Source organism: Pyxidicoccus sp. M15 (assembly GCF_056858435.1).
Map to the genome: position 1 here is coordinate 9,077,197 of NZ_CM166495.1, position 20,019 is coordinate 9,097,215.

Consider the following 20,019-nt stretch of genomic DNA (forward strand, 5'->3'; position numbering starts at 1 on the left):
CCCGGTCCAGGTTCCCCCGCCCATTTTGCACCGGACATGCCGGGCGGGGTTCTCCTCTGGAGCGGGCTGCCGCCCTCCCCTGGGAGCCGCGTTCGACGTGTCGGCCCGACATGTCGGGAGCACCGCGCGCCTTGACCCGGGCGCGGCTTCCGCGCGAAGAGCCGGACGCATGAAGCCTTGGGAGACGCTCGACACCGCGCAGGTCCCCGACGTGGGGGAAGTCACGCTGGTGCGGCGCGGGGACGAGTACGTCCTGCGGGTGCGCGGCCAGACGCTGATGTCCAGCCGGCGGCACGGCTCGGAGGAGGCGCTCGCGGAGGCCGGGTGCGCGCAGCTCGCGGGGAAGAGCGGCGCCCGGGTGCTCGTGGGCGGCCTGGGCTTCGGCTACACGGTGCGGGCCGTGCTGGACCGCGTCGCGCCCGGCGCTCGGGTGACGGTGGCCGAGCTGCTCCCCGCCGTGGTGACGTGGAACCGGGGTCCACTCGCCGCGCTCGCGGGCGCGCCGCTGGAGGACCCGCGCGTCACCGTGGTCGAGGGAGACGTGGGCGCGCTCATGGCCCGCCAGTCCGCCACCTTCGACGCCATCCTGCTCGACGTGGACAACGGCCCCACCGCCCTCACCCACCCCGACAACCAGGGCCTCTACGGGCGCCAGGGGCTCGCGCGTGCCTTCCACGCGCTGCGCCCCGGGGGAATGCTCGGCGTCTGGAGCGCGGGCCCCGCCCCCGGCTTCGAGCGCCGCATGGAGCAGGCCGGCTTCACCGTCCAGGTGCTGCACCCGGCGGCCCATGGCACGAAGGGAACGCGACACACCCTCTTCATGGGCCGGCGCGGACGCTGAGGATTCGCCGCGGGGCGTCGTCCACGCCGGGCGTGTGACGGAGCGCGCTACAGCTGCGTCCGGCCTTGTGACAACGGGCGCCACAGCCCCCCGGAGCCCCCCCGCGGTCTCCCCTCTGAGCCGGGGACCGGCCGCCCAGGTTTTCGTCGTGGCGTGGACGGTGCATTGCCCTCCGGGGCCGGCCCACGCGGAGCGCCCACCTGGATGACGCAGGTGGTCGCGCGCGAGTGGCGGAGAAGTCAGCATCTCCCCCAACGACGAGGTTTCACATGCAGATGAAGATGATGAGCCGCCTGCTGGCGGCCGCGTTCTTGAGCGTAGCGGCGGGTTGCCAGGGTGACGAGACGGCCTCGGCCGAGGACAACCTGGGTGCCCAGGAGGCGGCGGCCGACACGCAGTGTGTGCAGCGCTTCTCCGGCATCATGAGCTGTGCGACGGGCAACGCGCGCCTGACCTCCACCGAGGCGGGCCTGCAGGTCTCCGGCCTGCGCAACGCGAGCACGGACGGTGTCTCCGGCACCTTCGCTCGCGCCACGCGGTGGACGCAGAACGTGCAGGGCCGGTTCGGCGCCGCCCAGGGCGGCCTGTCGCTGGCGGCGCGCGCGGGCGACCAGACGGTCGGCACGCTGAACCTCGTGCCGGGCCGTGACGGCTCGTCCATGACGGCGGTGCCGCGCTTCAGCGGCAGCAGCGCTCCGGGCGGCTCCGCCTACCGCGTCAATGTGTGGAATGACGGCGTGCTCCAGGGCGGCGGGCCGCAGCCGGCCGGGTACATGATCATCATCCGCGACTGGTACGACCTGCTCCGCTGGATCGTGGCCGTCTTCTCCTTCGACAACGGGTACGACATCGAGATCTACAAGCCCGGCTCCACGGTGTCCGCCATGGAGACCATCCCCGGCGCCTGCGTGTGGCGCGTGCGCAACCAGCAGGGTGACTTCTCCGTGCAGCTGGCGGACGGCCGCGTGCTGCGCGGCGACATGGTCGAGTTCGTCGAGCAGATCGAGGACGGCCACTACCCGTACACGGACTTCACGGCCATCGACGTGAAGGCCGCCGCGGAGAGCTTCGCCGTCACCGCCGAGACCTTCGTCCCGGCGAAGTAGTCGCTCCCGCCTGTGCCCCGCACAGGCGCCACGCCGGGCAGGTCGGTGTATCCTGCCCGGCGTCCCCCATTGGCGGCCCGCTCCACCCCGGGTCTCCTGGAGTCTTCCCATGCGCGGGCGGCTGTACCTTGTTGGCATTCCCGTGGGCGCCCTCCTGCTCACCGCCGTCTGGGCCACCCCGGTGCGGCGTCCGCCCGTGCTCGAGCTGGGGGACCTGACGTCCGTGGTGGAGCCGGGCGAGGAGCTCTCCGGTGGCACCACCACCGTGACGGACCCCGGACGCAATGCCTTCGGCCGCTCGCTGATGAACATGGACCGGGCGCGCTGGCCGGACTTCCACGCGGGCAAGAAGGTGTTCGGCCGCGACTGGACCGACACGCGCACCGGGCCCGTCATCGTGGGCCCGCTCTTCAGCGCCGCATCCTGCATGACGTGCCACGTGAAGGACGGGCGCGGTCGGCCCCCGGCTACACCGGCCGAGGCTCCCAGCTCGCTGGTCTTCCAGCTCGGTGCGCCGGAAGGACGCGGACCGCATCCCCTGTACGGCGAGCAGCTCGACTTCCACGCCGTGGACGGACGGACGGCGGAGGGCACCGTCGAGGTGGCCTACGACGAGGTCCATGGCGAGTTCGCCACGGGCGAGGACTACACGCTGCTGCGCCCGCGCTACCGTTTCAAGGACCTGACCCAGGGGCCGCTCGGTGAAGGGACGCCCTTCTCCCCGCGCGTGTCCCCGGCCAACTTCGGCCTGGGGCTGCTCGAGGCGATTCCCGAGGACACGCTGCTCGCCCTCGCGGACCCCGACGACGCGGACCACGACGGCATCTCCGGACGGCCGAACCAGGTCCTGGACGTCGCCGAGCAGCGGACGAAGACGGGCCGCTTCGGCTGGAAGGCCAACCAGACCTCGCTGCGCCAGCAGGTGGCCCACGCCCTCGTCGCGGACATGGGGCTCACCACGGAGCTCTTCCCGAAGGAGCAGGGCCGGGACGCCGCCGCGCCGGCCGGGCCGGAGGTGACGCCGGAGGAGCTGGAGCGGCTCGTGCTCTACATGCGGCTCGTCGCGGCGCCGAAGCGGCGGGACTGGGACGCGCCGCCCGTGCTGCGGGGCAAGGCCGTGTTCCGCGCCATCGGCTGCTCCGGCTGCCACGTGTCCACCGGCTTCGAGACGGGCACCGTGCCCGGCTTCCCCGAGCTGTCCGGCCAGAAAATCCATCCGTACACCGACCTGCTGCTGCACGACATGGGCGAGGGGCTCGCGGACGGCCGCAAGGACGGGCTCGCCACCGGCCAGGAGTGGCGCACCCCGCCCCTGTGGGGCCTGGGGCTCCAGGAGGCCGTCAACGGCCACACCCGCCTGCTGCACGACGGCCGCGCGCGCAACGCCGAGGAGGCCGTGCTGTGGCACGGGGGCGAGGCCGCCGCCGCCCGGGAGCGCTACGTGCGCCTGCGCCGCGAGGACCGGGAGGCGGTGCTCGCGTTCCTGAAGTCGCTCTGAGGAGTGCCCGACCCGGGCACCGTGTCAGGGATTATTTCGCCGCCCCGTCATTCTGGATTGAGCGCGCCCGGCCGAAGAGGTCCTACACGCTTTGAAGACGGTTCAACTCCGTCCGCCTCCACTTCCACGGGGGCGCTGCCGAGGGTTCGGCATCTGACTCTTAATCAGAACCCCACATGGCTTGTTCACTCGGGCGCGCTCACTTCTTTCCTCCCTGACGGGCTTTTTGGCTCACGCCGCCGTGGCGTCCGCCGCCTTCTCCCCCGCCGCCAGTCGCATCGGCTGCGCGCGGCCGTAGGTGAGCGAGCGCCAGAGCCACTCGGCCGGGCCGAAGCGGAAGCGCGCCAGCCACCAGTGGCTGAGCGCCACCTGCGCGGCGAGGACGACGAAGCAGAGGGCGACGACGCGCGATGGCGGCAGCTTGCCGATGAGCCCCAGTCCCCAGCCGTCGTAGATCCACACGCTCACGATGGACTGCAGCAGGTACTGGCTGAGCGCCATGCGTCCCACGGGCGTGAGCGCTCCCAGCACCCGGTGCCAGCGCGCGCGCTGGAACAGGAAGGCGAAGGCGGCCACGTACCCGGCGCCCAGCGCCAGGTAGCCAATCTCCTGGAGGTTGTTCACGACGAACTGCCACCAGCTGTCCTGGGACGTCAGCAGCCCCATGGCGCGCAGGCGGGTCATCACCAGCCCGGCAACGCTGATGAGCCCGCCCACCCCGAAGCCCCAGCCGAGCATCCGGCGGAGCAGCGGCCGGTTTTTCTCCACGTCCTGGAGCAGCAGGAGCCGTCCCGCCAGCAGGCCGAACAGGAAGCGCGAGAGGATGAGGCCCATCCACTTGATGCGGTTGAGGCGGAAGAACGTGTCCACGTAGTACGTCACGCGCCCCACCATCCCCGTCCACGGAGAGTCACTGGAGAGCGCCGCCAGCAACTGCGCCCGGTGGCCGGCCTCCGCGGCCTGGGACGCCTTCGCCAGCTCCGCCGCCGCGTCCGCGCCGTGCAGCAGCACCGGCCCGTAGCGCTGGAGCACGGGGAGCACGAGCGACATCACCACCATCAACCCCACCGCCCACACCAGCACCGTCTTGTTCGAGCGGGTGCGGAACAGCAGCAGCAGGAAGCCCACCACCGCGTACGTGTGGAGGATGTCGCCAATCCAGATGCCGAACAGGTGCACCACGCCGAAGCACAGCAGGATGAACAGCCGCCGCGAGTAGAGCGGGACGACGGAGCCGCCCCGCGCCGAGGCCCGGGACATCTGGATGGAGAAGCCCAGCCCGAAGAGGAACGAGAAGAGGGTGATGAACTTCTGGTTCACCAGCGTCTGGTAGACGGCGTTGACGACGACCTCGAGCAGCGGTGCCACCTGCGCCTGGGCCTGCTCGCGGGGCAGCAGCGTCCGGCCGCTGAACCAGGTGATGGCATTGGAGATGAAGACCCCGAACAGCGCGAAGCCGCGCAGCGCGTCCAGCAGGGTGACCCGCTCGGAGACAGCCACCGGGCGGGCCTCGGGACTGTTCCCCACGGGCGCCGCGGGAGGAGTGAGCTCGGACATGACTCCAGCAGACGCCCGCGAGCCGAAAGCGTCAACCGATACACTTCGAGCGCCACGGCCGCGACTCCGTGTGCGGGACACCCCTGCCGCACGACGTCGCGGCCCTCACACCGAGCGCAGCGCCGGAAGCACCTTCTCCGCGAACGCCTGGATGAACGCGTCCTGCCCGCGGTTGACGTTGTGCAGGTACAGGTGGCTGAACCCGAGCCGCACGTCCTCCGCCAGCCAGTCCACGTGACGCTGGAGGCTAGAGGAGATTCGCACGTGCCCCTCCAAATCCTTTGGCTGCACGGTCTTCGCGAGTTCCTGGAACTGCTCGGGCCGCCGCAGGTCCGTGAGCACGGAGCTGGCGAAGATGTTCGGCGCCCACTGCTCCATCGCGCCCTGGAGCGCCGCCGCCTCCTCGGGGGCCCATGACAGCTGGACCTTGAGGAACATCGGCTTGCCGTCGCCGCCGCCGCGCCGGAAGGCGTCCACCATCTTCTTGAGCTCAGCCGGTGGCTTGCTCACCGTGATGAGGCCGTCCGCCCAGCTTCCCACCCACTCCGCCGTCTCGGGGGTAATCGCCGCGCCCACCAGCAGCGGCGGCTTCGCGGGGCGGGAGTAGAGCTTCGCCTCCTCCACCGTGACGAGCCCCCGGTGCGTCACCCGCTCGCCCCGGAAGAGCGCGCGCATCACCTCCGCGCACTCCTTCAGCCGGGCGTTGCGCTGGTCCTTCGCGGGCCAGGGCTCGCCGGTGATGCCCTCGTTGACGAGCTGTCCGCTGCCCAGCGCCGCCCAGGCGCGGCCGGGGAACATCTCCGCGAGCGTGCCCAGCGCCTGCGCGATGATGGCCGGGTGGTAGCGCTGCCCCGGCGCGTTCACCACGCCCACGCTGGAGAGCTTCGTGGTGGCCAGCGCCGCGCCCATCCAGCTCCAGGCGAAGCCGCTGTGTCCCTGTGTATCGCTCCACGGGTGGAAGTGGTCCGAGTTGAGCGCCGCCATGAAGCCCGCGGCGTCCGCCTGGCGCACGAGGCGCAGCAGCTCGCTCGGAGGGAACTGCTCGTGGGACGCGTGATAGCCGAGAGTGAGCATGTGGCGGCGCAGGTTGGAGCCGCCCCCGCGCCGCCGCGAGCGGGCCGTGCGCGCGAGTGTCCGCTGCTGGAAGCCCCGGCCCACGGGCTGTGCGCTGGCGTACGCACCGCGAATGTCCTGCTGCCACCTTCCGGGCAGACGCCCCACCCTCCCGTCCCGGGAGACACGATGATTCAGGACCTCTGGTACAAGAACGCTGTCGTCTATTGCCTGGACGTCGAGACGTTCATGGACGGCAACGGCGATGGCGTGGGCGACTTCATCGGGCTCCAGCGGCGGCTGGACTACCTGGCGGGCCTGGGCATCACCTGCCTGTGGCTGATGCCCTTCCACCCGTCGCCCAACCGCGACAACGGCTACGACATCACCGACCACTACGGGGTGGACCCCCGGCTGGGCTCGCTGGGGGACTTCGTGGAGTTCACCCACCAGGCGAAGCAGCGCGGCATGCGCGTCATCATCGACCTGGTCGTCAACCACACCAGCGACAAGCACCCCTGGTTCCAGGCCGCGCGCGGCGATGCGAACAGCCGCTTCCGCGACTTCTACGTCTGGTCCGACAAGAAGCCGAAGGACGCGCACAAGGGCATGGTGTTCCCGGGCTCGCAGGAGAGCACGTGGACGTACGACAAGGACGCGAAGGCCTGGTACTTCCACCGCTTCTTCCCCTTCCAGCCCGAGCTGAACGTCGCCAACCCCGCCGTGCGCGAGGAATTGCTCAAGGTGATGGGCTACTGGCTGGAGCTGGGCGTGTCCGGCTTCCGGGTGGACGCGGTGCCGTTCCTCGTCGAGCTCAAGGGGCTCAAGAACCACGGCATCAAGGACCCGTACCAGCTGCTGGACGCGATGCGCGAGTTCCTCTCGTGGCGCACCGGTGACGCCATCCTCCTGGCCGAGGCGAACGTCACCATGGAAGAGGTGATGAACTTCTTCGGCTCGGATGGAGACCGGATGCAGATGGTCTTCAACTTCGCCGCCAACCAGAACCTGTTCCTCTCGCTGGTGACGGAGGACGCCACGCCGCTGGCGGAGGCACTGGGCTCCGCGCCTCGGCTGCCACATACGGCGCAGTGGGCCAACTTCCTGCGCAACCACGACGAGCTGGACCTGGGCCGGCTGCCGGCCGCCGGGCGCAAGCGCGTGTTCGCGGAGCTGGGGCCGGAGCCGAAGATGCAGCTCTACGGGCGGGGCCTCCGCCGGCGGCTGGCGCCCATGCTGTCCGGAGACCGGCGCCGCCTGGAGCTGGCCTTCAGCCTGATGCTGTCCCTGCCGGGCACGCCGGTGCTCTGGTACGGCGACGAGCTGGGCATGGGCGAAGATTTGTCCCAGCACGAGCGCGCGAGCGTGCGCATGCCGATGCAGTGGTCGGACGAGCCCCACGGAGGCTTCACCCGCGCGGCCGAGCCCTTCCGGCCCGTGGTGAAGGAGGGCGCCTTCGGCTACCCGCGCGTGAATGTGGAGACGCAGCGGAGAGACCCGGCGTCGATGCTCAACTGGATGGAGCGCATGGTGCGCATGCGCAAGGAGTGTCCCGAGCTGGGCTGGGGGACGTGGAAGCTGTTGCGCGTGAAGCCGGCGAACGTGCTCGCGCTGCGCTACGACTGGAAGGACGAGACGCTGGTGACGCTGCACAACCTGTCCGGCAAGGCGTGCGAGGTGAGCTTCAATCCCGGTGGGCCTCCAGCGCGGCTCGTCCATGCGCTGTCGGACGCGCCCTCGCAGCCTCTCAAGGGCGGACGGCACCGCGTGACGCTGGAGGGCTATGGCTACCGGTGGTTCCGCATGGAGCCTGTGAGCTGAGCGGCGGCATTCCAGGCACACGTCGCGGCGATGACCGAGCGCCCTACCCTCTCGGTCGATACGACATCGCCACGTCGCACCGCTCGTAGCGCGCCCCGAACTGCCGCATGATTTCGGCGTCGTGCACGAAGCCGTGCTTCTCGTAGAGATGGATGGCCGCCACGCACTTCTTGTTGGTCAACAGGTAGACCTTGTCGAAGCCCAGGCTGGAGGCCCGCTCCAGTGTCTTGGCGAGCAGGAACTCGCCGACCTTCAGGCCCCGGGCGCTCTTCAGGACGCCCATCTTGGTCAGCTCCACCCAGCCGTCCTTGGACACCATCAGGGCGCAGGTCCCGACCACACCCAACTCCGGCGTCTCGGCGAACAGCACCACCCCGCCCTTGTCGAGGATGAGCTCGCGCGGCCTCGACAGGAGGGCAATGTCGTTCTCCTCGAGGGTGAACATGTCCTCTATCCATTCGGCGTTGATTCGATAGAAGGCGTCGGCCAGGTCGTCCGAGAAGTCGCGCGCCCACATCTTGGGCGGACCGGCGGCCTTGATACGGCTCAGCAGCGAGGCCTCGGTCAGCCGCGCCTCCAGCCTGGCCAGGCCCTGCATGAAGTCGCCCGTCAGCCCCTCGACCAGCGATGCGGCAGCAGGCTCGATGCGCGGCAACAGCTGTGTCTGGATGCGGGCCATGAGGGCCTCGCCCTTCTCGGTCAGCGCCAGGAGCTTCGAGCGCTGGTCGTCCGGCGCGCGCCGCGCTTCGACAAACTCTTCCAAGGTCCCGAGGGCGCGGGTCACCGTGGGTTGTGCCAGCCGCAGGCGCTCGGCCAGCTCGCCGACCGTCATCGGGCCGTGCATGCGGATGGTCATCAGCAGCGACACCTGGGCGGGCTGGACCGGCAGGTCCAGCGACCGGGCTACCTCGGCCGCATCCACTTGCAGCCGCTCGGCCAGACGCTTGAGCCGGCTGCCCAGAAAGCCCACGCCAAAGCCCGACAGTAGGTCGATTTCCATGCCCTGCCTCCAATCAATAGCGCGCTATATAGCTAACTATGGAGTCAGGTGGCGCGCAAGAGGAACACTGTCTCCCTCTGGTCTTTGGGGGACCGCTTCGCGTTCTGCTTCAGCGCGGGAGCGCCCGCGTCACGGTGCGCTCCCTGCGGCGGCGATGAAGCATGCGCTTTCGCCCGTGGCGCGCGGAACTTCCCATGCCGGTCCGGTGTGGAGGGCCGTCGTCCACCTGCTGGATGGCGTTGGAGTGCACCTACCTCGCGAGTAGTCTCCTCGTGCGCGGTGCGGACCGCCACACGAGGGACCTCATGGCGTCTGACGACTTCAATCCGGCGAGCCCTCCCCACGAGATGCGACTCGGCCCGTGGCGTCTGCTGGAGCAGCGCGGCCAGGGCACCTACGGCCTCGTCTACCGCGCCGAGCTCGCCGAGTCGCAGTCCGCCCGCCCCGTGGCCCTCAAGCTGGCCCTGCACCGTGAGGATGCGCGCTTCGCGCGGGAGACCGAGCTGCTCTCCCGCATCCATCACCCCGCCGTGCCCCGCCTGATTGACAGGGGCCACTGGCAGCCCCGGGAGGGCGTGTCCTACCCCTGGCTCGTCATGGAATGGATCGAGGGCGCACCGCTCTATGACTGGGCCCAGGCACAGCGCCCGTCTTCGCGGCAGGTGCTCGGGCTTCTGGCCCGCCTAGCCCGCGCACTGGACGCCACCCACGCCGCCGGAGGCCTCCACCGCGATGTGAAGGGTGACAATGTCCGCGTCCGGCCCGCGGACGGGCAGCCCTTCCTCCTGGACTTCGGCTCCGGACACTACGTGGGGGCCGCCACGCTGACCTCGCAGCTCTTTCCTCCCGGCACCTCGCCCTACCGCTCGCCCGAGGCGTGGCGCTTCGTCTTCGGCTCCCGCGAGCTCCCGGCGGTCGCATATCCCCCGGGGCCCGCGGATGACCTCTTCGCCCTGGGTGTCACGGCCTATCGACTCATTACAGGGAAGTACCCACCGTCAGCGCACCCACGACATGAGGATGACTGGCTCTGGCGCCCCAAGGAGCTGGGGCGCTGGACGGCGCGAGTCTGCAACCCCCGCTGCATCCCGGAATTGAGCGCGCTGGTGTCCCGGATGCTCTCGCCTTGCCCCGAGGAGCGCGGTAGCGCGCGGGAGGTGGCGGAAGCGCTGGAGCAGGCGGCGCGCAGCGCGGGAAGCGAGGCGGATGAGCCCCTCTTCACCGGAGAAGAGCGGCGGCCCTCAAGCCGCTTCCCCGGCCTCCAGCGCGTCACGGTGCAGCCCCGTCCTCGCATGCAGCGGTGGCCCTGGTTCGCGGCCGCCGGCCTCGGAGGCGCGCTGGCGCTGAGCGCCGGGGGGCTGCTGAGCGTGAGCCGCCAGGAGGAGCCCGCGACGGCCCACGTCGCGGAGCAGGAAGAGTCACCGGATGCCGGCACCGTGGCCGTGGGAGACTCCGTACTCACGGCGCCCGGGACAACCAGGCGAGCCCCCTCGGCGTGGGCGTCCATCGCGTTAGACCTGCCACCGAAACCCCGTCCAGGGCAGAGGCGCCCGGACAGCAAGGGCCGCTGTCCCGGCAAGGTGCAGGTCGCCATCAACGGCGGCTGTTGGACGAAGCTGCCCGTGGACCAGAAGGACTGTGATGAGTGGGGCGGCGTTGAATACAGGGGGGCGTGCTACCTCCCAGCTCAGACTCCGCCGCGCCCTCCCACTTCGGGCCCCGCAGATCGAGATGGTGGTCCATAGCCAGTGGCTCCATCGCGCGACGTGTGCTCTCGGCCGGTGGCGAGAGGCTCACGCCCGCCGCAGCACCTGGCCCGTCGTGGGCGGCAGCACGCCCAACAAGCGCCGTCATCCCCGCAGTGAGAAGCTAGTAATAGGGTTCGCCGACCATGCGAACTCTTCGTGCCTTCTGGCTTCCGCTGCTCGCCGCGTCGTTGCTGGGCTGCTCCACGCCCCCGAGCGCACCCTCGCAGCAGGCGTGGAACGAGGCTGCGGTGGAGTGCGACGCCCCCGAGGAGGACCAGTGCGTCACCCTCCTGTGCATGGGCGACGTCTGCGGCTTCTACCGCTGCGAGGACATGCCCCGCGACGTCGAATTGGCGCGCTTCCCGGGGGCGCGCCCTCCTGCGGCGGCGCCAGGCAGCGGTCCTCGGAGGAACTGGGGAGGCGCGGGGAAGTTGCCCAGTGGCGCCGTCATGGTCTTCCCCAACTGGAACGGCGGCCCCGCGAGAATCATCCCCCCTTCACGCCAGCTCACGCCCGGCCAATGGGAGAAGCACCACCTCTTCCCCCAGGCGAAAGACCTGGCGGAGTGGTTCAGAGATAGAGGCGTCACGATTCACGACTACACCATGCCCATACCGCTTCACGTCCACCGACGGATTCACGGCAACGACGGGCGAGGGGGGCCGTGGAACCTGGCATGGCGGCAGTTCAAGGATGCGAAGCCGTTCGCCAGTCCCGCTGAGATGTACAAGCACGCAGGAGAGCTCATCTATCGCTTCGAGCTCCTTGGCGGCCCCATCCAACCCTACTATTCCCGGCCAGGGACGTGAGGGCTCGGCGAGATGACCCGGTTCTACTGGTTGCGCGAAGACGAGGCGGCAAGAGGCCGCTTCAACGGGAGTTTCGATGCAACGCACAGGTGGCGCCTGCCTGGCGTGCAGTGCCACACCTGTGGCGTCACATGGGGCGGGGTGGGGCACGAGTATCCCGGGGTGGACCTGTCGCAGCTGCCCGAGCGGACGAAGCTCGTACGTCCCTGGCCGGTGGCTGTTGAGGAATTCTCTCGCCTGCGCGAGCTGGCTCTGCCCCTGGTCCCCCCCAATGCCGCGTTGCCTCCCGGCACGCAATTCGGGCCCCTGGAGGGCTCGGCCTCCGGGAAGTTCGGTCCCGTTGCATGGCAAGGCACCTCTTTGTTGCTCGTGCGCAAAGAAGAACTGGAGCGCCTCATGACAGAGGGGGTGCGAGGGCTCCGGGGCTACCCGACAGAGCTGCGGTTCCGCCAGAAGAACCCGCCGGAAATCCTGGAGCTCCAGATCGAGCCCCATGGCCGACTGCATCCGGACTGCATTCCGCCGGACGAGCCTCCACCGTGCCCGACCTGTGGCCGGCAGGGCTTCGGGCGCCCCGACGAACCCATCCTGGATGCTGCCTCCCTGCCTCCGGAAGTGGACCTGTTCCGGGTCGGCAACTTCGCCACGATGGTTATCGGCACCGAGCGGTTCATGGAGGCCGTGCGGCGCCTGGCACTGGACGGCATCACGTTCCAAGAGCTGCCAACGCGCTAGCACTCCGAGGAGTACTGGCTACTCACGCCCTCCGCAGCACCCGGCCCGTCGTGGGCGGCAGCACGCCCAATGAGAGCCGTCCTCCCCGCAGCGAGAACCGCCGCGTCGGATCCAGCAGGTCGACCCACTCCCCTTCCGCAGCCCCCGGCATCGCCAGGTCCACGAGGTCGGAGGGCTTGCCCGAGGCGTTCACCACCACGACGACGCTCTCGGTCCCCAGCTCCCGCGCATAGGCGAGCTGCTCGGAGCGCACGAGCAATTCCCGGTAGTGCCCGCGCCGGAGCACCTCGTGCTGGTGCCGGAGCGCGGTGTAGCGGGCAATCGCCGTGCGCAGTCCGGCCGGCTGGTCCGGAGGCCCCGGCGGCTCCGGCAGTGGCGGCCGCAGCGGACGGTCATCACCGCCCTCCTTGCGTCCCTGCTGGCCCCACTCGCTGCCGTAATAGAGGGACGGAATCCCCGGCAGCGTGAAGAGCAGCAGGTAGAGCAACGGAAGGTGGCGGGTCTCCTTGAGGAGGCTCGCGGCCCGATTCACGTCGTGGTTGTCCGCGAAGGTGTAGAGCGTGAGCGCCTCGTACATCCCCTCGCCCGCGGCGTACTGGCGCTTCAGCGTGTGGGCCAGCTCGAAGTAGTTCCTGTCGTTGTGGCTGGACCAGAGCGCCTTCCACAGCGCGTAGTCCGTGGTGGAGTGCAGCCGGCCGGGCCGGACCCAGTTGCGGTAGTCGCCGTGGATGACCTCGCCCATCAGCCACAGCTTCCGCTCCAGCCCGGCGCAGAACGCATGCAGCCCGTCGAAGAAGTCCAGGTCGATGGAGTCCGCCGCATCCAGCCGCAACCCGTCGATGCCGAATCGCGCCACCCAGTGGGACACGGCGTCGAAGAGGTGTTGCCGGACCGCGTCCTGGCGCAGGTCCAGCTTCACCAACTCCTCCACCCCATTCCACCCCTGGTACACGAACGGGTCGCCGAAGCGGTTGCGCGCGCCGAAGCGCAGGCCCGCGAACCAGCTCCGGTACTGCGACGCCTCACCCTTCTCGCGCACGTCCCGGAACGCCCAGAAGGCCCGCCCCACGTGGTGGAAGACGGCATCCACCACCACCTTCATCCCCCGCGCATGCAGTCCGTCCACCAGTCGGGCGAGCGCCGCGTCGTCACCCAGCCGCCGATCCACGTGGAAGTAGTCCGCCGTGTCGTAGCCGTGCGTGGACGACTCGAAGACGGGGCCCAGGTACACGGCGTTGACGCCCAGCGCGGCCCACGCGTCCAGCCACGGCAACAGCCGGTCCAGTCTCGCGGCGGGCACGCTCTGGAAGTCATTCGTGGCGGGGGCCCCACACGCCCCCAATGGGTACACGTGCATGAAGTCGGCGTCGTGTACCCAGGCGGGCGCGGGAAGGAGGTTCTCGGGCGGCATCCCCCATGGGTGCGCACCCGTGTGGCCAGCCTCAACGCTTCGCGGCAAGGTGTGCTCTATTGCCTGCCCTACAGCCCCTCGGACAGGAGACCGCCCGGTGAAATCCCTCCCCCTGCTTGCCGCCCTCTTCGCCTGCGCCGCCGTGCCCGGCGGTGGTGCCCTCGCGGCGGAGGCGCCCTCCCCCGTCCTCGGCGGCATCGACGCCATCTATCCCGACCTGGACGCGCTCTACCGTGATTTGCACCAGTCGCCCGAGCTGTCGCTCCAGGAGGAGAAGACGGCGGCGAAGCTCGCGGAGCGCCTGCGCAAGCTGGGCTACGAGGTGACGCCGAAGGTGGGCGGCCACGGCATCGTCGCGCTGCTCCGCAACGGCAAGGGCCCCACCGTGATGCTGCGCACGGACCTGGACGGGCTGCCGGTGGAGGAGAAGACGGGGCTGCCCTACGCCAGCCAGGTGAAGGTGAAGGACGCGTCGGGAAGCACGGTGTCGGTGATGCACGCGTGCGGACACGACGTGCACATGACGTCGTGGCTGGGGACGGCCACGCTGCTGGCGAAGTCGAAGGACAAGTGGCGCGGCACGGTGATGTTCGTGGGCCAGCCCGCCGAGGAGGTGGGCGCGGGCGCCCGGGCCATGCTGGCGGATGGCCTCTTCAAGCGCTTCCCCAAGCCGGACTTCGCCGTCGCCCTCCACACCGTGGGCACCGCCGCGTCGGGCACGGTGCAGTTCACCCCCGGCTACTCGATGGCGAGCGTGGACTCCATCGACATCACCCTCTACGGCAAGGGCGGGCACGGCGCGTACCCGCACACCACGGTGGACCCGGTGGTGCTGGCGGCGCGCACCATCCTCTCGCTGCAGACGCTCATCAGCCGCGAGAAGCACCCGCTGGAGCCCGCGGTGCTGACGGTGGGCTCCATCCACGGCGGCACCAAGCACAACATCATCCCGGACGACGTGAAGCTCCAGCTCACGCTGCGCACGTACAAGCCCGAGGTGCGCAAGGCCCTGATTGCCGGCATCGAGCGCGTGGCGAAGGCGGAGGCCCTGGCCGCCAACGCCCCTCGCCCGCCCGACGTCGCCGTCACCGAGGGCACGCCCGCCACCTTCAATGACCCTGAACTGACGAAGCGGCTGGTGGGCGCGGTGGGACGCGTGCTCGGTCCGCAGAACCTGAGCGAAACGCAGCCCGTCATGGGCGGCGAGGACTTCTCCGAGTACGGCCGCGCGGGCGTCCCCGCCGTCATGCTCTGGCTCGGCATCACCGAGCCCAAGCGCATCGCCCAGGCCCAGGCCTCCGGAGAGGCGCTGCCCTCCGCGCACTCGCCCCTCTATGCGCCGGACCGCGAGCGCTCCCTGCGCACCGGCGTCACCACGCTGACCACCGCCGCGCTGGAGCTGCTCGGCAAGCCCTGAACAGTTGAGACGCAATCCACCTGCAAGAGTTCGCGGGTTGTCGAACTGCGTCCGTCGTGACGGCAGAATTTCGCGCCGCCGTCTGATTGGCGCAGGTGTGGCTTGCGGGGATGCGGGACGCCCGTGTTAGCGGTGCGTCGCCCGCTCCCCGTCGTGGGGGCGCGGGCCCATCCCCCTCGAGGTCACACCATGAGAGCGTTCCTGACGAAGTCGCTGCGCCTGGCGGTGCTCGGAAGTCTTTCGCTGCTCGGCGCTCCGGCGGCGGCGCAGTCCGTCCCCTTCTCGCCCTTCGCGCCCTTCGAGGTGCGGGTGAACTTCCAGCCGGCCAACGTGCCCGTGCCGGCCGGCTTCGTCGCGGACACCGGCCAGGTGTACGGCAGCCGGGGCAACGGCTTCACGTACGGGTGGAGCGCGGACAACACGGCCAACACGAGGGACCGCAATGACGCCAACACGCCGTCCCAGGCCTACGACACGCTGATTCGCACGCAGAACGGCGGCAACTTCAATTGGAGCCTCGCCGTGCCCAACGGCTACTACGAAGTGCGACTGGTGGCGGGCGACCCGGGCTTCATCGACAGCGACTACATCTTCACCGTCGAGTACTACGGCCACGTGCTCAAGGGCACACCCACCGCGGCGCAGCACTTCTTCGAAGCCGTCACCACCGTGGACGTGAATGACGGCAAGCTCACCATCAGCAACGACAGCTTCGCGGTGAACAACAAGCTGGCCTTCGTGGAGGTGAAGCGGAAGTTCGGCGTGGACATCAACTTCCAGCCCGCCTCGGCCAGCCCCACGGAGATCTACGGCAACCTCTCCGACTACGGGCAGTCCTACGGGAGCCGGGCCTACGGCTTCACCTATGGGTGGAACGTGGACAACACGGCCAACATGGTGGACGCGGGCTACGACGTCGACATCCTCGCGCAGCGGCACGCGCGCATGCAGCAGGGCGGGGACTTCGTCTGGGAGATTGCCGTCCCCAACGGCGTCTACGCCGTGGACCTCATGGCGGGGGACCCGAGCACGAAGAACGGCGCGTACCGCATCCAGGTGGAGGACGCGGTGCTGCTCAGTGGAGTGCCGACGGGCTACGGCTTCACGAATGGCTCGGGCGTGGTCGCCGTGTCCGACGGCCGCCTCACCGTGCGGAGCGCGCCCGGCGCCGCCAACAACAAGCTCAACCTCATCCGCATCCGCCAGAAGTAGCCGCGAGCAACGGCAGGTGGACCCCGCCCCTCTCACGCGAGGGGCGGGGCCAGCAGTCAGAAGAGGACGACGCCGCGGGCATTCACCCCGCTCTGCATGTCGGCGAAGGCCGCGTCGAGCTGGTCGAGCTTGTAGGTGGTCGTCACCAGCTCATCGAGCTTGAGCTTCCCCTGCGTGTAGAGGTCGAGCAGCTTCGGCATGTCGCGGTGCACGTCCGCCGTACCGAACCAGGAGCCGAGAAGCCGCTTCTCGAAGAGGGGCAGCACGAAGACGTTGAGGCTGATCTGCTCCTTCACGCTGCCCACGCCGACGACGACGCAGGTGCCCGCCTTGCGCGTGCACATGTACGCCTGCTCGATGGTCTCCTTGCGGCCCACGGCCTCGTAGGCGTAGTCCGCGCCACGGCCATGCGTCAGCTCGCGGATGGCGGCGACCGGGTCTCCGGCCTTCGCGTCGACCACGTCCGTCGCGCCGAAGACCTTCGCCAGCTCGAGCTTCTTCGGGTGGACGTCCACCGCGATGATGCGCTCCGCCCCGGCAATCACCGCGCCCTGGATGATGTTCAGCCCCACGCCACCGGCGCCGAACACCGCCACCGTCTGGCCCGGCGGCATCTCGGCGGTGTTGAACACAGCCCCCACGCCCGTCGCCACCGCGCAGCCAATCAGCGCCGCCTTGTCCAGCGGAGCGTCGTCGGGCAGCCGCACCGCCGCGCGCGCGTGGACGACGGCGTACTCGGCCAGGGCGCCCAGCGCGGAGAAGACGTTCAGGTCCTGCTCCCCCCTGCGCAGCCGGGTGCTCCCGTCCGGCATCCGGTTGCTCGCGTTGATCTTCTCCCCGAGCACGCACAGGTTCGGACGCTGGATGCGGCAGTAGTAGCACTCACCGCACTGGGCCACCCACGAGAGGACGACCTTGTCGCCCTTCTTCACGTGGGTGACGCCCTCGCCCACCTCCTCGACGATGCCCGCGCCCTCGTGGCCCAGCACACACGGGAGCTTCATCTTCACGGTGCCGTTCAGCACCGACAGGTCCGTGTGACAGACGCCGCATGCAACCATGCGGACGAGGACTTCCTGGGCCCGCGGCGCGTCGAAGCGGATGTCTTCGATGGTCAGCTTGTCCTTCTCGAAACACACAGCAGCCTTCATGGTGGCTTGCTCCAAGTGTAGGGAGGAACAGCGAGTAGGGCTCAGAGCTGCAGGGCCTTGTGCTCCAGGAACTCCTCCAGGCCGTACCGGCCGAACTCGCGGCCGTGCCCGGACTGCTTGTAGCCGCCAAACGGCGCCAGCGGGTTGAAGCGCCCGCCGTTGATGTCCACCTGTCCGGTGCGCATCCGCCGCGCGACGCGCTTCGCCCGCTCGACGTCGTTGGACCAGACGGCGCCCGACAGGCCGTAGATGGTGCCGTTGGCGATGCGGAGGGCATCGTCCTCGTCCTCGTAGGGCATGATGACGAGCACGGGCCCGAAGATTTCCTCCTGGGCAATGGTCATCTCCGGCGTGACACCTGCGAAGACGGTGGGCTTCACGTAGTAGCCCTTCGGGAGGCCCTCGGGCGGCTCGGCACCACCGGCGACGAGCTGCGCGCCCTCGCGGACGCCCTGCTGGATGTACCCGCGGACGCGCGTGCGCTGCGCGTCGGAGATGAGCGGGCCCAGCTTCGCCTCGCCCTTGAAGGGGTCTCCGACGGTGAAGCTGGCGGCCACCTCGGCCGCGAGCCGCGCCGCCTCTTCATGCAGTGCGCGCGGCACGAGCAGCCGCGTGTGCGCCGAGCAGGTCTGCCCGGAGTTGAGGAAGCAGTTGCCCACCACCCGCTTCACGACGTTCTTGAGGTTGGCGTCATCGAGGACGATGGCCGCCGACTTGCCGCCCAGCTCCAGCGCCACGCGCTTGATGGTGGCGGCGGCCACCTCGGAGATGCGCCGTCCCGCGCGCGTGGAGCCCGTGAAGGACACCATGTCCACGTCGGGATGCCGGACGAGCGCCTCGCCCACCACCGGGCCCGTGCCCGACACGAGGTTGAAGACGCCGGCCGGGACGCCCGCCTCGTGGATGACTTCCGCGAGGAGGAAGGCGTTGAGGGGGGCCACCTCGCTGGGCTTGAGCACCACCGTGCAGCCCGCCACCAGCGCCGGGGCGACCTTGGCGATGATTTGATGGAGCGGGTAGTTCCAGGGGGTGATGCAGGCCACCACGCCCACCGGCTCACGCACCACCAGCGAGTTGCCCACCTGCTCCTCGAAGGCGAACTCCTGGAGCAGCTTCACGTAGCTGCCCGTCACGGTGATGGGCGTGCCCACCTGGATGGGCTTCGCCAGCCCCAGGGGCATGCCCACCTCGCCGGTAATCGTCTTCGCCAGGTCGTCCTGCCGCGCCGTCAGCCCGTCGTGGATGCGCTGGAGCACCTGGGCGCGCTCGGTGGCCGGGCGGGTGGACCACGCCTCGAAGGCGGCGCGGGCGGCGCACACCGCGAGGTCCACGTCCTCCGCGGTGCCCTCGGGGATGCGGCCCATCACCTCCTCGGTGGAGGCGCTGAGCACGTCGATGTGGCCACCGCCCCGCGAGGGCGTCCAACTCCCGTTGATGTACAGCTTGTCGAAGCCGTGCATGACTGCCTCCCACAGGTCAGCTGAAGGCCTGGATGCCCGTCTGCGCGCGTCCGAGGATGAGCGCGTGGACATCGTGCGTGCCCTCGTAGGTGTTCACCGCTTCCAGGTTCATCACGTGCCGGATGACGTGGTACTCGTCCGCGATTCCGTTGCCGCCCAGCATGTCGCGGGCGACGCGCGCGATGTCCAGCGCCTTGCCACAGTTGTTGCGCTTGAGCAGTGAGATGGCCTCCGGCGCGGCCTTCTCCGCGTCCTTCAGCCGCCCCAGGCGGAGCGCCGCCGTCAGCCCCAGCGTGATTTCCGTCTGCATGTCCGCCAGCTTCTTCTGGATGAGCTGCGTGGCGGCCAGCGGCCGGCCGAACATCTGCCGCTCCAGCGTGTACGCGCGCGCCGTGTGCCAGCAGAACTCCGCCGCGCCCATGGCGCCCCAGGAGATGCCATAGCGCGCGTTGTTGAGGCAGCCGAACGGGCCCTTCAAGCCCTTCACCCCGGCCAGCAGGTTCTCCTCGGGGACGAAGACGTCGTCCATGGCGATGCCGCCCGTCACCGAGGCACGCAGGGAGAACTTGCCCTCTATCTTCGGCGCCGTGAGCCCCTTCATGCCCTTCTCCAGCACGAAGCCGCGAATCTCGTCCTGCTCGTCCTTCGCCCAGACGACGAAGACGTCCGCAATGGGCGAGTTGGTAATCCACTGCTTGGTGCCGGAGAGGAGGTAGCCCCCCGGCGCCCTGCGGGCCCGGCTGCGCATGGCGCCCGGGTCGGAGCCCGCGTCCGGCTCCGTCAGCCCGAAGCAGCCGACGAGCTCGCCCTTCGCCAGCCCCGGCAGGTACTTGCGGCGCTGTGCCTCCGAGCCGTAGGCATGGATGGGATACATCACCAGCGAGGACTGCACGCTCATCGCGGAGCGGTAGCCGGAGTCCACGCGCTCCACCTCGCGCGCGAGCAGGCCATAGGCCACGTAGGAGACGCCGGCCCCACCGTACTCGGGCGGGAGCGTGGAGCCCAGCAGGCCGAGGCCGCCCAGCTCGTTCATGATTTCGCGGTGGAAGACCTCGTGGCGGTTGGCCTCGAGGACGCGCGGCATGAGCTGCCGCTGGCAGTAGCTGTGCGCGGTGTCGCGGAGCTGCCGCTCCTCCTCCTTCAGCTCCTCTTCGAGGAGGAACGGGTCTTCCCACCGGAACGGCGTGCGCTGACTCATGC

16 protein-coding genes are annotated in these 20,019 nt (G+C 69.7%); 9 read left to right on the forward strand and 7 right to left on the reverse strand.

Annotation, left to right across the window (positions count from 1 at the left end; translation table 11 throughout):
• The first annotated feature begins 169 nt into the window (after positions 1-169).
• The 3 genes from ACX9TP_RS33440 to ACX9TP_RS33450 all read left to right on the forward strand — a co-directional run bounded on the left by ACX9TP_RS33440 (position 170) and on the right by ACX9TP_RS33450 (position 3,445).
• The gene (locus ACX9TP_RS33440) at positions 170-841 is read left to right on the forward strand and encodes a spermidine synthase family protein (protein WP_482974698.1); all 672 of its coding nucleotides are present in this window, start codon (positions 170-172) and stop codon (positions 839-841) included.
• Between the two features lie 269 nt (positions 842-1,110).
• Positions 1,111-1,947, forward strand: coding sequence for a hypothetical protein (locus ACX9TP_RS33445; RefSeq protein ID WP_482974699.1), 837 nt, complete (start codon positions 1,111-1,113; stop codon positions 1,945-1,947).
• A 109-nt stretch (positions 1,948-2,056) separates the two neighbouring features.
• Positions 2,057-3,445 (forward strand): di-heme oxidoreductase family protein, encoded by a 1,389-nt coding sequence (locus ACX9TP_RS33450; RefSeq protein ID WP_482974700.1) that lies wholly within the window; start codon positions 2,057-2,059, stop codon positions 3,443-3,445.
• 231 nt (positions 3,446-3,676) lie between these two features.
• On the opposite strand, the gene ACX9TP_RS33455 is transcribed toward ACX9TP_RS33450, so the two are convergent.
• Positions 3,677-5,002: a DUF418 domain-containing protein gene (locus tag ACX9TP_RS33455; RefSeq protein WP_482974701.1), complete on the reverse strand. Its 1,326-nt coding sequence runs from the start codon at positions 5,000-5,002 to the stop codon at positions 3,677-3,679.
• Between the two features lie 105 nt (positions 5,003-5,107).
• Entirely contained in the window at positions 5,108-6,223 is a 1,116-nt protein-coding gene (locus ACX9TP_RS33460; protein ID WP_482974702.1) for a TIGR03885 family FMN-dependent LLM class oxidoreductase, read from the reverse strand.
• Positions 6,224-6,244: 21 nt separating this feature from the next.
• Between ACX9TP_RS33460 and ACX9TP_RS33465 the strand changes: the two genes are divergently transcribed.
• Positions 6,245-7,876, forward strand: coding sequence for an alpha-amylase family protein (locus ACX9TP_RS33465; RefSeq protein ID WP_482974703.1), 1,632 nt, complete (start codon positions 6,245-6,247; stop codon positions 7,874-7,876).
• Between the two features lie 43 nt (positions 7,877-7,919).
• On the opposite strand, the gene ACX9TP_RS33470 is transcribed toward ACX9TP_RS33465, so the two are convergent.
• Positions 7,920-8,876, reverse strand: coding sequence for a bifunctional helix-turn-helix transcriptional regulator/GNAT family N-acetyltransferase (locus tag ACX9TP_RS33470; protein WP_482974704.1), 957 nt, complete (start codon positions 8,874-8,876; stop codon positions 7,920-7,922).
• Between the two features lie 305 nt (positions 8,877-9,181).
• Between ACX9TP_RS33470 and ACX9TP_RS33475 the strand changes: the two genes are divergently transcribed.
• From ACX9TP_RS33475 to sitI6, 3 genes are all read left to right on the forward strand, one after another.
• Entirely contained in the window at positions 9,182-10,621 is a 1,440-nt protein-coding gene (locus tag ACX9TP_RS33475; RefSeq protein WP_482974705.1) for a serine/threonine protein kinase, read from the forward strand.
• Between the two features lie 146 nt (positions 10,622-10,767).
• Positions 10,768-11,433, forward strand: coding sequence for a SitA6 family polymorphic toxin lipoprotein (sitA6, locus tag ACX9TP_RS33480; protein WP_482974706.1), 666 nt, complete (start codon positions 10,768-10,770; stop codon positions 11,431-11,433).
• A 12-nt stretch (positions 11,434-11,445) separates the two neighbouring features.
• Positions 11,446-12,168: a SitI6 family double-CXXCG motif immunity protein gene (gene sitI6, locus ACX9TP_RS33485; RefSeq protein ID WP_482974707.1), complete on the forward strand. Its 723-nt coding sequence runs from the start codon at positions 11,446-11,448 to the stop codon at positions 12,166-12,168.
• A gap of 22 nt (positions 12,169-12,190) precedes the next feature.
• Here sitI6 and ACX9TP_RS33490 read toward each other — a convergent pair whose 3' ends face one another.
• Positions 12,191-13,579 (reverse strand): alpha-amylase family glycosyl hydrolase, encoded by a 1,389-nt coding sequence (locus tag ACX9TP_RS33490; protein ID WP_482974708.1) that lies wholly within the window; start codon positions 13,577-13,579, stop codon positions 12,191-12,193.
• 97 nt (positions 13,580-13,676) lie between these two features.
• On the opposite strand from ACX9TP_RS33490, the gene ACX9TP_RS33495 reads away from it, so the two are divergent.
• Complete coding sequence (locus ACX9TP_RS33495; protein ID WP_482974709.1) at positions 13,677-14,996, forward strand: amidohydrolase; 1,320 nt, start codon at positions 13,677-13,679, stop codon at positions 14,994-14,996.
• A gap of 189 nt (positions 14,997-15,185) precedes the next feature.
• Positions 15,186-16,208, forward strand: coding sequence for a hypothetical protein (locus tag ACX9TP_RS33500; protein ID WP_482974710.1), 1,023 nt, complete (start codon positions 15,186-15,188; stop codon positions 16,206-16,208).
• A gap of 56 nt (positions 16,209-16,264) precedes the next feature.
• Here the strand turns inward: ACX9TP_RS33500 and ACX9TP_RS33505 are convergent, their stop codons facing one another.
• Genes ACX9TP_RS33505 through ACX9TP_RS33515 form a run of 3 tightly spaced genes read right to left on the reverse strand, consistent with a single transcriptional unit; the run spans position 16,265 to position 20,017 of the window.
• The gene (locus ACX9TP_RS33505) at positions 16,265-17,359 is read right to left on the reverse strand and encodes a Zn-dependent alcohol dehydrogenase (RefSeq protein ID WP_482974711.1); all 1,095 of its coding nucleotides are present in this window, start codon (positions 17,357-17,359) and stop codon (positions 16,265-16,267) included.
• A 41-nt stretch (positions 17,360-17,400) separates the two neighbouring features.
• Positions 17,401-18,819, reverse strand: coding sequence for an aldehyde dehydrogenase family protein (locus ACX9TP_RS33510; RefSeq protein WP_482974712.1), 1,419 nt, complete (start codon positions 18,817-18,819; stop codon positions 17,401-17,403).
• Positions 18,820-18,835: 16 nt separating this feature from the next.
• Positions 18,836-20,017 (reverse strand): acyl-CoA dehydrogenase, encoded by a 1,182-nt coding sequence (locus ACX9TP_RS33515; protein WP_482974713.1) that lies wholly within the window; start codon positions 20,015-20,017, stop codon positions 18,836-18,838.
• Positions 20,018-20,019 lie beyond the last annotated feature (2 nt).